The 15910-nt window shown below is 41.6% G+C and carries 11 protein-coding genes and 2 pseudogenes; 9 read left to right on the top strand and 4 right to left on the bottom strand.

Features of this window, described 5'->3' with window-relative positions; genetic code table 11:
• From FW758_RS22900 to FW758_RS22860, 9 genes and pseudogenes are all read left to right on the top strand, one after another.
• Nucleotides 1-385 (top strand): annotated as a pseudogene (locus tag FW758_RS22900) (tyrosine-type recombinase/integrase); the annotation flags it as partial.
• Between the two features lie 60 nt (nucleotides 386-445).
• Complete coding sequence (locus FW758_RS22895; RefSeq protein WP_006082023.1) at nucleotides 446-661, top strand: helix-turn-helix transcriptional regulator; 216 nt, start codon at nucleotides 446-448, stop codon at nucleotides 659-661.
• Nucleotides 651-1010: a hypothetical protein gene (locus FW758_RS22890; protein WP_006083861.1), complete on the top strand. Its 360-nt coding sequence runs from the start codon at nucleotides 651-653 to the stop codon at nucleotides 1008-1010. Before FW758_RS22895 ends, FW758_RS22890 begins: the two co-directional genes overlap by 11 nt.
• A gap of 469 nt (nucleotides 1011-1479) precedes the next feature.
• The gene (gene hsdR / locus FW758_RS22885; RefSeq protein ID WP_012089060.1) at nucleotides 1480-3957 is read left to right on the top strand and encodes an EcoAI/FtnUII family type I restriction enzme subunit R; all 2478 of its coding nucleotides are present in this window, start codon (nucleotides 1480-1482) and stop codon (nucleotides 3955-3957) included.
• A gap of 87 nt (nucleotides 3958-4044) precedes the next feature.
• A complete protein-coding gene (locus FW758_RS22880; protein ID WP_012089061.1) occupies nucleotides 4045-5547 on the top strand; it encodes a type I restriction-modification system subunit M in 1503 nt (500 codons plus the stop codon).
• The gene (locus tag FW758_RS22875; protein WP_446446627.1) at nucleotides 5547-7433 is read left to right on the top strand and encodes a restriction endonuclease subunit S; all 1887 of its coding nucleotides are present in this window, start codon (nucleotides 5547-5549) and stop codon (nucleotides 7431-7433) included. Before FW758_RS22880 ends, FW758_RS22875 begins: the two co-directional genes overlap by 1 nt.
• Nucleotides 7434-7467: 34 nt before the next feature.
• The gene (locus FW758_RS22870; protein ID WP_446446626.1) at nucleotides 7468-9234 is read left to right on the top strand and encodes a hypothetical protein; all 1767 of its coding nucleotides are present in this window, start codon (nucleotides 7468-7470) and stop codon (nucleotides 9232-9234) included.
• Nucleotides 9234-9932, top strand: coding sequence for an OmpA family protein (locus FW758_RS22865; protein WP_115334757.1), 699 nt, complete (start codon nucleotides 9234-9236; stop codon nucleotides 9930-9932). Before FW758_RS22870 ends, FW758_RS22865 begins: the two co-directional genes overlap by 1 nt.
• The gene (locus FW758_RS22860) at nucleotides 9932-11077 is read left to right on the top strand and encodes an HNH endonuclease (protein WP_413488983.1); all 1146 of its coding nucleotides are present in this window, start codon (nucleotides 9932-9934) and stop codon (nucleotides 11075-11077) included. Before FW758_RS22865 ends, FW758_RS22860 begins: the two co-directional genes overlap by 1 nt.
• A 454-nt stretch (nucleotides 11078-11531) precedes the next feature.
• On the opposite strand, the gene FW758_RS22855 is transcribed toward FW758_RS22860, so the two are convergent.
• The 4 genes and pseudogenes from FW758_RS22855 to FW758_RS22840 form a co-directional block, all read right to left on the bottom strand.
• A complete protein-coding gene (locus tag FW758_RS22855; protein WP_446446625.1) occupies nucleotides 11532-12320 on the bottom strand; it encodes a hypothetical protein in 789 nt (262 codons plus the stop codon).
• 509 nt (nucleotides 12321-12829) lie between these two features.
• Nucleotides 12830-13636 (bottom strand): hypothetical protein, encoded by an 807-nt coding sequence (locus tag FW758_RS22850; protein WP_446446624.1) that lies wholly within the window; start codon nucleotides 13634-13636, stop codon nucleotides 12830-12832.
• 98 nt (nucleotides 13637-13734) lie between these two features.
• A complete protein-coding gene (locus FW758_RS22845) occupies nucleotides 13735-14760 on the bottom strand; it encodes a hypothetical protein (protein ID WP_413493542.1) in 1026 nt (341 codons plus the stop codon).
• A 377-nt stretch (nucleotides 14761-15137) separates the two neighbouring features.
• Nucleotides 15138-15287 (bottom strand): annotated as a pseudogene (locus FW758_RS22840) (IS91 family transposase); the annotation flags it as partial.
• Nucleotides 15288-15910: the final 623 nt, after the last annotated feature.

The following is a 15910-nucleotide window of genomic DNA, read 5'->3' as shown; positions in this document are numbered from 1 at the left end:
TTGGCAATACACGCATGTGGGCAAGCGGGCGTTTTTGTTCCCAGGCGAAGTGGGGCCGGTGAGCATTCGCACCGCGCAGTATTGGAGTGAAACGATTCGGTTTAAGGCGTTTACATCGCATGCACTGCGCAAACTGTGCCGCACCATTATTGCCGACATGGGCGTAGATACCATGGTGGGTGAGCGGATATTGAATCACACCTTGCCATTACTGCTACGCACTTACGTTAACAGCACCTTAGATAAGGGCATGTTGATGGCGTTGGATGCCTACCACGCACACTTAATCACGCTGGGGTTTGATGATGTGGCGCCCGAGATTATGCGCCAATCGACCACTGAGCCGAGTGAGCCAGACGAGCCAATGTTAGTGGGGTGGTTATGACGATAACAATGACAATTACAATTAAAACAACTGGGTTATGGACTTCACGCAGGAGGATTTATGGCTAATCGCGCCGCGGATGTATTGAAAGTAGGGCGCCGTTTACGGGGCATGACCCAAGACGAAGTGGCTGAGATTTACGGCATTAGCCGCAACACTTACCAACGTTGGGAAAATGGCCGTACTACTGCGCCCTATGACGATGTGACATCGATATGCCTTGATGTGTTTAAGCTTTCGATTGAGAAGATAAATGAGGTGGCTAATGGGCTTTAGCGATGAACCCGAGCAGAGGATGAACATTAAGGCGTTGCGGTTAGGGTTATATCGCTGGGGCCGTTATTGGGTGCACCAAGAACTGGGCAAGGGGTTTTCGAACCGCAGCGCCTGCGACCGCTTAGGTGAAGCGCTGGGCGGCGGCAACTTAAAGCACGAACTCAACGTGCCTGCCCACGTCGCCCATTTTGACCACCTCGTTGAGCAGTTATCCATAAACTGCAAACGCGCCATTCGCGCCCATTACCTGTGCAAAGAGCAGTGGGCCTTAATGGGATTTGACAGCAAAAAGTCCTATATCTTCTGGCTAAGAAAAGCCGAAATGGCACTGCTAGATAGGATGAATTAGAAGGAACGCCCTCTTACGAGGGCTGGCGGGTTAGACGGTTATCCACCAAGACGGCTAACCCGTTACTAGTACTTTATCAAATGGCAGTCGCCACCACAAAATTCAGATAATAACTGCGACATTCTAATTTAGGCAAAGAGGCATTACTCTTTGGTTTAAGCTGTACAAATTACTCAATTGCTTAGTGTCTTACCATGGTGCTGAACTCGAGAGTTGGTTGCACACCTTTGATGCATTCATCAAAAATAATCACTTCCGCTATCGTTTTAACTTATTAATATTTCACCCCGAGTCACCCTTTCCCCTTATCAATAAGTAAGTTCATCCTCATAGTTTGGTTTTGATATAAAACACAAAATAAACAAATTGTCAGGTCATTGCCGTTCAAATCTTAGGACACTCAAGGACTTTGTGGCAAACTCCACAATCTAAGTATTCGGTTATCTATCTAGAGGGAATTGGATTAGTAATGGTCAACCATAACGCGAGCATCAATAAAGCAAAGTTAACCGAAACAGATATCATCACAAAGTTCATCATGCCTGCGGTAAAAAATGCGGGTTGGGATGATATGACGCAAATTCGCCAGGAGGTGAAGTTGCGTGATGGTAAGGTGATTGTGCGGGGTCAAATGGGCATGCGCACAACGGTTAAGTCAGCCGACATTGTGCTCTACCATAAACCGAGTATGCCGCTGGCGGTGATTGAGGCTAAAGCGAATAAGCATGAAGTCGGTAAGGGCATACAACAAGCACTCGATTATGCTCATTTGCTCGATGTTCCCTTTGTGTTTGCCTCTAACGGCGATGGTTTTATCTTCCATGACAAGACCCATGCCATCACAAACAGCCCGGGCACGCCAGAGGCTCACAACCTTGAATCCGAAATCCGCTTAGAAGATTTTCCTAGTCCTGAAGAACTCTGGGCTAAATATTGTATTTGGAAAGGTTATACCGCAGCGCAGTTACCTATCATTAACGAAGCCTATTACGATGACGGCACGGGTAAGCACCCGCGTTATTATCAGTTGCAAGCCATCAATAAAACCGTTGAAGCTATCTCATCGGGTAAAGATCGGGTATTGCTGGTGATGGCAACGGGCACAGGTAAAACCTACACAGCATTTCAAATCATTTGGCGGTTATGGAAATCCCGTGCCAAGAAACGCATTTTATTCCTCGCTGACCGTAATATTTTGGTCGATCAAACTCGCATAAACGATTTTCAGCCCTTTGGCACATCGATGACCAAAATTACTGGCCGAACAGTCGATCCTGCTTATGAAATCCATCTAGCACTTTATCAAGCACTGACTGGCCCTGATGAGAGTCAAAAAGCGTTTAAACAAGTCGCTCCAGACTTTTTTGACCTGATCATTATTGATGAATGTCATCGTGGCAGTGCCAGTGACGACAGCGCTTGGCGCGAAATTCTCGAGTATTTTAGCAGTGCCGCGCAAGTAGGCTTAACCGCAACCCCAAAAGAAACCGATGAGGTCTCTAACTCTGATTATTTTGGCGATCCGCTTTACACCTATTCGCTCAAAGAAGGTATCGACGATGGTTTCTTAGCGCCTTATAAAGTGGTTCGTGTGGATATTGATGTGGACTTACAAGGCTGGCGACCTACAAAGGGCCAAATCGACAACAATGGCGAAGTGATCGAAGACAGGATCTATAACCAAAAAGACTTTGACCGCACTATGGTGATTGATGAGCGTACTCAGTTGGTGGCCGAAACCATAACTAACTACCTTAAACGCACCGATCCTATGGGTAAAACCATTGTTTTTTGCAACGATATTGATCACGCCGAACGGATGCGCCGCGCGCTTGCCAATCTTAACCCTGAGCAAATGGCGAAAAATGACAAATACGTTATGAAGATCACCGGTGATGATGAACTCGGCAAAGCCCAGCTGGATAACTTCATCAACCCTAAAAAGGCCTATCCGGTTATTGCGACCACCTCAGAACTCATGACCACAGGTGTCGATGCGAAAACCTGTAAGTTAGTGGTGCTCGATCAAAATATTCAATCCATGACCAAATTTAAGCAGATCATCGGTCGCGGCACTCGAATCGATGATAAATATAATAAGTTATGGTTTACCATTCTGGATTTCAAAAAGGCAACCGAGTTATTTGCCGACGAACGTTTTGATGGTACCCCTGAAAAAATCATTAAAGTGACGCCTGAAGACATTGAAGATGAAGACGTGGATATTGATGCCGCTGATGATGAACCAAACGAGGAAGATGTTCAGGGGGACATTCAAGATGAACAACAAGGCGAAGGCCAAGACAACACCAAAAATGATCCTCAAGGCGATGGTAGCTTTGATGAAGGTGAATGGGACGAAGGCGAAATCCGTAAGGTCAACAAGTACCGCGTATCTGGCGTGACAGTCAGCAAAGTTGCAGAGCGGGTGCAGTATTACGACAGCGACGGCAAACTGGTCACTGAATCCTTTAAGGATTACACCCGTAAAACCATGGCGAAACAGTTCAGTTCGCTTGATGAGTTTGTCAGGCGTTGGAATGACGCCGACCGTAAACAAGCGGTAATCGATGAGCTGGCGCAAGAGGGGATTATTTGGTCAGCACTTGAGGAAGAAGTGGGCAAAGACATGGATCCCTTCGATATAATTTGCCATGTCGTGTATGACCAACCGCCGTTAACCCGCGCTGAACGGGCTAATAACGTTAAAAAACGCAATTATTTCACTAAATATTCCGACACGGCCCAAGCCGTACTCGAGAATTTATTGATAAAATATGCCGATGTGGGCGTGCAAGAAATTGAAAATCTGCAAGTGCTTAAAGTTCAGCCATTTAATGACATAGGCAGTTTAAGTGACATCATCAAAAAAGGCTTTGGTGGCAAACCCCAGTACGAACAAGCCATTAGTGAGTTAGAAGCCGAAATCTACCAAATAGCACAATAATCAGCCTAATAAGCAGTGCGTACTTTGGTGCGTTTTACTTATAACTAAAAAATAAGCGTTAAGCATTAAAAACGAAAAGAGAAATTTATGTCTATCAGTTCAGCCGTTAAATCCATTCAAGACATTATGCGTAAAGATGCCGGCGTCGATGGCGATGCCCAGCGACTAGGCCAAATGTCTTGGTTACTGTTCTTAAAAGTATTCGATGCCCAAGAAGAGCAGTTAGAGCTAGAACTCGATGATTACAGTACACCTATCCCGAGTGAATTTTTATGGCGCAATTGGGCGGCCGATAACGAAGGCATCACAGGTGACGAGCTGCTTGATTTTGTGAATGATGAGCTATTCCCTGATCTTAAAAATCTCACCGCCCCGATAGATAAAAATCCCCGCGGTTATGTGGTAAAAGCGGCGTTTTCGGATGCCTTTAACTACATGAAAAATGGCACGCTATTACGTCAGGTGATTAACAAGCTTAACGAAATTGACTTTACCGACTCAAAAGAGCGGCATTTGTTTGGTGACTTGTACGAGCAAATTTTAAAAGACTTGCAAAGCGCGGGTAATGCAGGCGAGTTCTATACTCCGCGTGCCATCACCAAGTTTATTGTTGCTGTGACAGACCCTAAGCTTGGCGAGTCGATTATGGATCCGGCCTGTGGCACCGGCGGCTTTTTGGCCTGTGCCTTTGATCATGTAAAAGCCAATTACGTCAAGACAGCGGATGATCACCAAACTCTGCAACAGCAAATTCATGGGGTAGAGAAAAAGCAATTACCGCACTTACTGTGTACCACCAACATGATGCTCCACGGCATTGAAGTGCCCGTACAAATTAAACACGGCAATACCTTAAACAAACCCTTATCAAGCTGGGATGAAGATATCGATGTCATCATCACCAACCCGCCTTTTGGCGGCACCGAAGAGGACGGGATTGAAAAAAATTTCCCTAGCGAGTTCCAAACCCGCGAAACCGCCGACTTATTCCTGCAGCTGATTATCGAAGTGCTTGCCCCTGCAACAAATGGCAAGGGCGGCCGCGCAGCCGTGGTATTGCCCGATGGCACCTTGTTTGGTGAAGGCGTTAAAACCAAAATTAAAAAAATGCTGCTCGAAGAATGTAATCTGCACACCATAGTGCGTTTACCTAACGGTGTGTTTAATCCTTACACTGGCATTAAAACCAATATCCTGTTTTTCACTAAGGGCACGCCGACTAAACATGTCTGGTTTTACGAGCATCCTTACCCAGCAGGGGTGAAAAACTACAACAAAACTAAGCCCATGAAGTTTGAAGAGTTTGAAACAGAACTCGTGTGGTGGGGCGATGAAGCCGATGGTTTTGCAGCGCGGGTCGAAAACGAGCAAGCATGGAAAGTCTCCATCGACGACATTATTGCCCGTAACTACAACCTCGATATTAAAAACCCGCATGTGGGCGAAGTGGTCAGCCACGATCCGCAAGCCTTGTTAGCCGATTACGCCAAACAACAAGCGGATATTCAAGCCTTGCGTGACCAACTTAAAGGCATCTTGTCTGCGGCATTATCGTCACCTTCGGCAGCATCAAAAGGTGAGGGCAAGTAATGGCTGATTTATCCATAACAGACACTCACGCTCACAATACCGAAGCCACGCCAACGGCTGAAAATTTAATTACCACGCACCTTGATATTTGGACGACTGCGATAGAACAAAAGTCTTCAGCAGGCCGTGGCAGTTCAAAAAAGTTTTCGCTTTATGGCATTAAAAAACTGCGTGAACTGATTTTAGAACTCGCCGTGCGCGGTAAGTTAGTGCCGCAGGCCAGCCGCGAGGCGAGAAATAGTGCGAACTATGAACCCGCGTCAGTCTTGCTAGAACGCATTGCTGCTGAAAAAGCGCAGTTAGTGAAGGAGGGGAAGCTTAAAAAACAGAAGCCGTTACCAGAGATTAGTGATGATGAAAAGCCGTTTGAATTGCCGAATGGATGGGAATGGTCGAGACTTTCAGAAACTGGTTTAGGCTCTACGGGAAAAACACCCAGTACAAAACAATCTAGCTTTTTTGATGGAAATATTCCTTTTATTGGGCCTGGACAAATTACGCCGGCAGGAATTGTTTTAAAGGCAGAAAAATTTTTAAGTCAAAGTGGTCTTGGGAATAGTTGCGAAGCATTACCAGGTGATATTTTCATGGTCTGCATTGGTGGATCTATTGGTAAAGCGGCGATTGTTGTTGAACGTTCTGGGTTTAATCAGCAGATTAACTGTATTTCGCCATTACATATAGCAAGTAAATATTTGTATTTTGCGTTATCAACTAATAGTTTTCATTCTTCTGTCTTAGAAAAGGCGACTGGATCTGCTACACCTATTATTAACCGTGGAAAATGGGAAGAGCTTCCTGTTCCAATAGCCCCACTCGAAGAACAACACCGAATCGTCGCTAAAGTCGATGAGTTGATGAGCTTGTGTGATGCCCTTGAAGCACAAACTGAAGCCAGTATTTCGGCACACCAAATCTTAGTCGAAACCCTGCTCAATGCGCTGCTATTGCCACAAACGGCTGCTAATACTGCAAGTCAATCTGATGTCAGCCTTGAACGGCCTTTTACAAATAGCTTTGTTAAGGATTGGCAACGTGTTGCCGAACACTTCGACACCTTGTTCACTACGAGTGCCAGCATCGACACGCTAAAGCAAACCATCCTCCAACTTGCCGTGATGGGTAAGCTAGTAAAACAAGACCCTAATGACGAACCAGCAGCCAAACTACTCGCGCGTATCGCCAAAGAAAAAGCCCAGCTGATCAAAGAGGGAAAAATCAAAAAGCAGAAGCCACAGCCCGCCATCACCGAAGAAGAAAAACCGTTTGAACTACCGAGTGGGTGGGCGTGGGTAAAACTGAATGCCTTGATAACAATAATGGATGCTGGTTGGAGTCCAGCGTGTCCACCAGAAGCATCGCCAAGCAATGAAGTTTGGGGGGTGCTAAAGACGACTGCTGTGCAGAGTATGGAATACCGCGAATATGAGAATAAGGTGTTGTCAGAATCTAAAGAGCCAAGGCATCAATATGAAGTGAAAGTCGGTGATATTTTAATAACTCGAGCAGGCCCTAAAAATAGAGTAGGCGTTTCATGCCTTGTACAAAAGACTCGTCCTAAATTAATGATTTCAGATAAAATAATTCGATTTCACTTAATTGAGACTGGTATGTCAGAGAGATTCATTTCATTGTGTTTAAATGCTGGTGCTACTGCCGAGTTCTTAGAAACTGCTAAGTCAGGAATGGCAGAAAGCCAAATGAACATATCACAAGATAAATTAAAAGCTGCGCCAATCCCCCTTGCGCCTCGTGAAGAACAACACCGCATTGTCGCTAAAGTTGATGAGTTAATGGCACTTTGCGACCAACTCAAAGTCTGTTTAGCGGATGCGCAAATTACCCAACTGCACCTCACTGACGCCATCGTCGAACAGGCAATTTAACCACTTACCTTAACTACAGAAAGATATAAAATATATGGAAATATTAGAGAGTTTATTACGTAGCCTTAATACACAATCGGTCAGTAGTGCCATTTTAGTGTTGATGGCTGTAGTGTGTGCATTAGGGTTATTTTTTACTAAACAAGCAAAGCAAGTTGAGTTTGTTAATTATGTACCGACCTTATTAACCACTATGGGTATTTTTGGTACATTTCTGGGCATTGTATTGGGCTTGTTAGATTTTAATCAGCTCGATATTGAAGCCAGTATTCCGCCTTTACTTGAAGGGTTGAAAACGGCTTTTATTACCAGTTTAGCGGGTATTTTGCTCTCGTTGATTTTCAAAACATTAGCGACATTTTCTTTTTTGAGGCCTAAGCAGCTTGAAGAGAGTATTTCGCATGCTACGCCTGAGGCAATATTAGGTGCGATGCAGGCACAAGTTGCTGAAACCCGTACTTTAAAAGATGCGCTTGTGGGTAATGAAGAATCCACATTATTTGGGCAACTTAAAATTCTGCGTGGTGACATTAATGACAATGCCAAATTGTCGGCAAAAAATCTGCAAGAACAATCCATTAAGCAACAAGAAAAGTTTGACGCATTTTCTGAGAAGCTTTGGCTTAAACTGCAAGACTTTGCTGATACTTTGTCTAAGTCTGCCACAGAGCAAGTGATTGAAGCCCTCAAACAGGTCATTGCAGATTTCAATAATAATTTAACCGAGCAGTTTGGTGATAACTTTAAACTGCTAAATGAAGCTGTGATTAAACTGGTTGAATGGCAAGAAAACTATAAGTTACAACTTGAGCAAATGCAGCAGCAATATGCCCAAGGTGTCGAGTCCATTTCAGCAACAGAGTCATCAGTTGCGCATATTAGTGAGCAAAGTAAAATCATCCCGCAATCTATGCATGAACTAAAAGGCGTAATGGAAGTTAATCAGCATCAATTAGCTGAGCTTGAACGCCATTTGGAAGCCTTTAAATTAATGCGTGATGAAGCGGTTAAAGCTGTGCCTGAAATTAGAGCGCAAGTTCAAAGCACCGTCGAAGATATTTCTGCGGCGGTTAATACTGCAAGTGAGCATTATAAGACCTTGCTAACCGAGTCTGATGATTACATTAAAAATCATGTGAAAACGTCAAATGATCTATTAGAGAAGTTTGCCAGCGAAACAGAGAAAGGGATTAACAGTGTCGGTGCTCGCTTAACTGAGAGCTCTGATATCATAAGTAAAAATATCGATACAGCAGCGACTGAATTTACCAATAATACATCCCGTACAAATGAAAGCTTACAGACAAGTTCTGATTATCTGCAATCCCAGACTGAAATTATCAAGCAACATTTGCAAGATGCGGTAAGTGACTTGAATAGCACCATGCGTGACATGATTGAAAAGTTAGTTGCAGACGCTAAAGATATGACTTCCACAATGAAAGAAGCAAACCAAAACTTAGTCACTGACACTGAGAATGTCCGTGACACCGTCGTTAAATCAGCTGAAAAACTACAACAACGACTTAATGAAGTGATTGATGACGCTGCTACTCAGCAAATCAACCAAGCCAAACGCACATTTGATGCCATGGAAGAACAAGTGAAGCATCAGGTAGGCTTAACAGGTGAAGCTGTTGATTCACAACTTAAACTGATTGATACGGCAATGCAGCAGGAAATAAACCGTGTCATGAACGAGATGGGACAAGCGCTAGCTCAAGTCAGTGGTAAGTTTGTTGACGATTACATTAAGTTAACCCAAGCCATGAATGAAGTTGTTAATCAGCGAGTAGCCTAATGGACAAGATATTTGGCACTAGCAATGGTGCACAAGACAGTGGTGAACATTGGTTAACTGTTTCTGACTTAATGGCCGGTTTAATGATGGTTTTTCTATTCATTGCGATTGTGTTCATGATGATTACTCAGAAGGAAAACGACAAAATAAAAGACGTCGCTGTCGCGTATCAGGAAAACCAAGTGGCCATTTATCAAGCATTGGAAGATGAGTTTAAAAATGATCTTGATAAGTGGGGAGCGACCATTGATAAGGAAACGCTCGCCTTTAACTTTCAATCACCAGATGTGTTATTTGCTAATAATGAAACACGGTTAAGCGATGCCTATAAAGAGATTCTGAATGATTTTTTCCCTAGATATATTAAGGTGCTTACACCTTATAGGGATTCATTAGATGAAATCAGAATTGAGGGGCATACATCAAGTTTAGGTCTTCGAGGCTCTACTGAGGCACAGGCATATTTTTATAATATGCAGTTATCACAAGGTCGTACTCGCTCAGTTTTAGAGTATGGTTATTCGTTGATGCCAAACGACTCTGAGTGGATCAAAGCGAATATCGCCGCTGTTGGTTTTTCTTCATCACGCTTAATAATGAAAAATAATGTGGAAGATGAAGCAATGTCTCGTCGAGTTTCATTTAGAGCGATAACAAATGCTGATATTCAGATTAAACGGATATTAGAGGCACAATAATGAAGCTGACGGTTGATTTTAGTGCTTTACATCGGGCTGTGGCACCGCTAGGTAAAGTTGTTACTAACTTTACTATTACTAGTCGGTCAACAGAACTTGAGAGCATAGGTGCTGATCTCATTACAGGGATTATTGGGATAGATTTTGTTCTAGCTGATATCGATGGTTCTGATGGTATTTTGAATTATAATGGTCATCAGGTCATGCTATATATCCCAGATCAAGGGAATAACATCTCTCAGGTCATTGTTGATGGTAAAGGTAAAGGGGCAAAAAGAGTCCATGTTGCTGAGTGTAAAACAATTATAGGCATGAGAGAACGGGGTCGATTTAATGATAGGTATGATGTTACTAACCGAATTGATGGTACATTTCCTATTTTCGGGATTGAGTACCACTCTCAGAAAGAAATTGCAGGTGAGGCAGAATTAGCAGTTTGCCAGAATTGCTTATGTTTACTTAATCATAGGAATTTCCCTGGACTAACTTGGGGAGATAAAACTAAGTTTGTATCAGACTTCTCTTACGCGCAATTTTTCGAAACCTATAGCTCTTATTTTAAGTCATTACCTAAATCTACTGCTGGTTTTCAATCTGCAGGATATACCGCTGATTGGCCCTCAATATCATCGAAAATTAGACTTGAGCTTGATTATTCCTGTGAACAATGTGGAGTTAATTTACGTCACGAATCGAAGCTTTTGCATGTTCACCATATCAACGGAAACAAGACTAACAATAGTCGCGATAATCTGCGTGGTCTTTGTGCCGATTGTCATAAGAAACAACCCCATCATGGACACTTGTATGTAAGTCATGATGACATATTGAAAATAAACCAACTTCGTCGTGAACAGCATAAATTTGATGTATTTGATTATAACAACATCAGAGAGTGTGCAGATACAGCATTGGACGGTCTACTGCAGAAATGTCAATCAATGGGTTTACCTGGCGCTGAGCTAGGTATTGTTATTAATAATAATAGCAGTATGGTTGCTATTGATCTTTGTTGGCCTAGGCGCAAGGTTGCTGTGTTAATTAACATGGATAATGCGAAAGTATTGAGAAGTCATGGCTGGAATGTGTTTACTGCGTTTGATGCATTGAATAACTTTGAAACCTTTCAGGCAAAGGTTAGATAGTTAATTTACGGTTATTTCGAAAAAGCGAACCCTTTCGGGTTCGCGAGCCGTTGCTAACGCTTAACACGACTGTTGAGCGGTAGCTTCGGCTTCAATTACCTGCTCAGCCGAGAATGGTTCGACTGCGTGGAAATAGATAGTTGGGGACAACTATCTTGACACTGAGGGTAAACGTGTCAGCTGGTTCCGTTTTAGCATGTATCTATACAAAAAATATTTAGTGCTTAAGTTCTAACAGTTACAATCCATATTATTAAATAAGTAACGATTATCTTAACAACCTATTTATGTTTACTGAGTGATGAATGAATAGCAGTTCACTCTCAAAAAAGAAGCCAATCAGAAAGTCTAGGTTAGGTATTTTAGATGAACCACCTAGTACGGAGTCGCATGCATGATACTGTGGGGGCTTGAGGTTAGATATTACCCGATTATACCCATTTGATTACGAGAGCTACCTATTCAACAATTGAAATATGGTAATCGTAAGATCTTTAGAGTAAATAGTAGCTAAAAGTGTCAAAATGCCTGTGATTAATGAAGTAATTATTACTACCGCGATTGACGTTCGTTTAGTCTGATAATAGGCATGTTGAGCAGCAAGAGAGTCTAAGGCGTCTAGTAGTTCTGTCGGTAGGCACGGATAGGTTTCGGAGTCGGCATAAACCTTATCAATAAACGCTTTATAAAACTTTTGTAGCTTAAGGCATTCTTTATATGTTAAAGGCAACTTTGTATAGATATAGGTTGTGTGAATATTTGAAAATGTGTCTATACTTAAATTTTTTAAATTAATGCTATTTTTATTTCTAACTTTCGCGCCTTGAATATTTATATTGTTATATGATTCAAATTCGAATGACTCTTTTATTAATCTCGTTAATGGCTTAGATATCAATGACATTGAAATGGAAATGATTGTAATGCAATAAAGAACTATATGAATATTTGTTCGCAATGCTATCAATCCTATAATGAAAAATGCTATTGCTGAAAAGCAAACTATAATTCCTATTATAAAAATCGTATAATCTCGACTTCTTACAATTTGTCCATCTAACTTATCTACAAATTCAGAATGGAAATAAAGCCAACATGAAATAGCGCAGGCAGGAAAAATCAAATAAAGTAAATCAGAGTAATATTCAACACTTTTTAACTCTGGTAGTTGCAAGATAAATAGAAAGAGAGTCCAACTCACGAGGACGAGTAAACCAGTTATTTTTTGATAATTAATATGCATTTTACAGTAATCCTGTTATTTTTTTGGTAATTACATCATTGAGGTGATTGGGGGCGAATTGGCGTATCGCATGGTAACTTTAATATCAGAATCTCTGAACACTTATTTTATAACCAATATATTGCCATCGTTCATCATAAAATGGCTGGTGAATTTTTTGCGTAAAATGTGGAATTAGTCAAAATGGAGCTCAAATCGGTTTAGCCAGAGTAACTTGACATCAAAATTATGAACAACCTCGTTTCATTTTTTAAAGCCATTAAACATCCCTATTTACCTGCACGTCATTAAATTAACGCCATTCTATTCTCTAATCGCCAAATGAGTTTACCTTAACTTTCTAGGTTTCTTTCTATAAGGTGGTTATATGCTGATCATTTATCGCCCATCAGGATCGTATTTTATCATTAGCGCTGTTGGCAAACCACTTCATAACATTAAGGTTGTCATCTGTAGTAGTTGACTACCGCGCTATTTAAAATTGGATTTCATTAACACCCTAGTAAGAATCAGTCTAGTTTTTTCAATAGATACTCTATCTTTTCAATTAATCCTTTAGCATTATTAATTAACGCACTAATATTCTCCCTCTTTAAATATACTTGATTACCCTCTGTTGTATATCCACCCCTATGAACACAGTCATGTCTAATTTTAACTGATGAGAATAGCCACTGTATATTTCCAAAATCAATATCGAAAACTGATTTATACATTGGTTTAACTTTATCAATCTTATGGAAAATTAAGTTTTTTAAATATTCAGAAATGGTATTTTCAACATTGTCGTGTTCGTTATATAAGCTTTTTAACGTAAAAGTCCTTTTGCCTAAATCTGGGTCACTTTCTAGCAGTTTACGCATTAAATAAGGTGACTCGACGATCATATTAATGCATACAGATGCTAGATAACGCTCAACTGCAGCTACAACATGACCATGAACCATCACTAATAAATTAAAATCAACGTCTTTAGATACTTCTATTTCGAGTAACTTCTCAGAGCTGTTCATTTGATCCATAAAAATGGTAAGGTGATCATCTAAAAGATATTGTTCTACTGCACTTGCTTTGTTTTCATAAGGTAAGCCAAAACTAAATTCTACATTACTATCATTGATATAACACTTGAGATTATTAAACGTTTTAGCAACATAGACTTTAAATTCTTTTCCGCATGATGGACACCAAATGTCTTCCCAATGTTCAGATAAACTATTTTCTTCTCTATCAGAAAGATAATTTGGATGTGGGACGTAAACCGTTCCGTCAATATAATTGTTACATGAACATGCAATTTTAATATCTAACAACATAAATAACCTCTAGAACAACAAATTGGAACATAACTTTTGGTTAAAGGGCCTGTTTTAGCCGATCCCTAGTGAGTGAATCGAACGAATTGAACCATCTTTTAGGCTTGCTTCTTGAAATCTCTAGATAGCATTTGGGACGCCGCTGAGGCGGTATACATGCCTACGCCTTTAATTTCTTTTGCAATTTCATAGCCATCATCTCTGAACTTTGCAAGCATTTGGCTCAAATCGGTAAGTTTGCTGGTGTTTAGAACCATTCTAACTGCGGTGCCTTTGACTTTATGGCCTAAATCAATATGTTGTTTTCCATGCTCATCTAACGCTATTCCGTGGTCGCCACTGCAAATCAAGAAACTACCGCCGAGCCGACAAATTCGGCTGATCATATATAGACCAAATCCTGAATTATGCCATGGGTTGTTTCTATCAATGCGTGCTCCTTTGAAATTTTTACTGGAAATTGCAGGCATCAGTGCTTGTTGAATGGCATCGGAATCACATTGAACTTGGATGAATGGGTTCGCCGAGAGGGATTTCTTCAAGCCAATACCATTGTCGATAATGGCTATTTCTACTTTGTTATATGTCGGCCAGAATTGTGCACAATATTCTATACTGCGAGACTGGCTGTGTTCGAGAACATTTCGCATAATCTCTCTTATTGAAAATGTAAGGGCGTCTACTAAGTTTCCACCATCTTCTCTGGAGAGAATTTTCGCCAAGTGCTCTGAGCGACTTTCTATGACGTCTTGTGCTACTTTCCATTCTTTGGATGCTTCATCAACAATAGTTCGAATTCGCAGAATTGTGAATGGTACAAAGCATTCGTTGCCCTGTTTACAATTCGGCTCCCGACCATGCTTCAGACCAAAAGCTCTAAAGAATGCCATATTTGCAGCATATACCTTGTTTTGGTGCCCAGTACAGCTAACTGTTGTATTTTGATTGTTTCTACTGAAATCTCTGATTTGCTTTGCCACATAAACCATAGAGAATGGTTCGATTCGCCCCATTGATGTGAAGTCTATCAAAAGCTCTTCTACACCCGCATGGCTTTCAACCTCCGAACAAAATTTAAATATTTCTTTTTCGTTGCACTTGCTAGGGAATTTCACTGTTGGCACGATATGTCCTTATTTGCCTAACGTCTTAGTATTTATGCGTTGCACTGTTTGCAGGGCATAAATCGCTTGTTGGACTTGGCCGCTGCCACATCCATGTCAATTGATACAGATGATGCTATAGGAATTTGCTTTTTTGCGGTAGCTGTTTTTTCTTCAGCTTGGTTGGTAATCACTTGATATCGTTTTAGCTTTCTCATTTTTTTACGCTCACTTTCGACTGATTATTGACCTTGGTTGACAGCATTTGGGCCCCACATTCAGGCTGATACTCACACCCTATCCCCTCATCGGCTTAACCCCATAAGGCTGGCTGCTTTTCGCTGTCGGTTACGCTACGTTTGAGGGAGTGGCTATCCTGACATGCCTACTGGCTGACTTTAGTTGTTAATCATCACTAATCCTTTCGGTCTTATCAGCCCAATAAACTACAAATGACTTAACAAGCATTGCGGGCATGACCACAAGCGGTCCTCCTTAACCAAAGGACTCGCCAATATCACCTGCGGTTTACTTAATTGCGATTGGATAAAACTGATAAGGCCAAAGCTCTTTAGCATTACTAAAATAGGGTTAACATTCTGATGTTGAAGTGAGCTAAAGCTACCTATCGGATCTAATTGCATCGTGATTTGAATGTTGGCAGGTTAAGTCCAGACTAATCCAGTTAAATCGTGCGTTCGGTTTGACCTATTCTTAGATCACTATCTTTACCTGCAGACGTTTTACCCATTAACTTTACGCTTCCTACCCAGTCGTAGTCCCCAATCACAATGCACATCAAGTAATACGCTAATGCCGGTGAGCGATGATGGCCGGTACCCAAGAGTGTTGTTCCGCTTGGTCCTATGATCCACCTGAAGCTGTGTACGCTAATCTCACGTTGGCTAATTACTTGTTCAGGTAAGGGATGGATAGGGCTGATACCAAGCATTAAGGTGCATGCTTCCGTTCGTTAGCTGCTTAATACCTGCAGATGCATTAGTCATTCAGGTATTCGCTTATGTTTGTGGGTGAAGTCGGCATTGATAGGGCATATAAGGCGTGTTGTACAGCGATGGCGAGTGGCGGATACCGCACGTTTCCTTAGTCTTATTTGTTACATGTGTGTTGTTTTGCGATAGGTGTATTACACCATTGGGATTCAACAGTG

This window comes from Shewanella sp. 1180_01, assembly GCF_052850535.1.
Note: the sequence above shows the minus strand (reverse complement) of the source record. Positions and strands in the feature narration are given on the sequence as shown.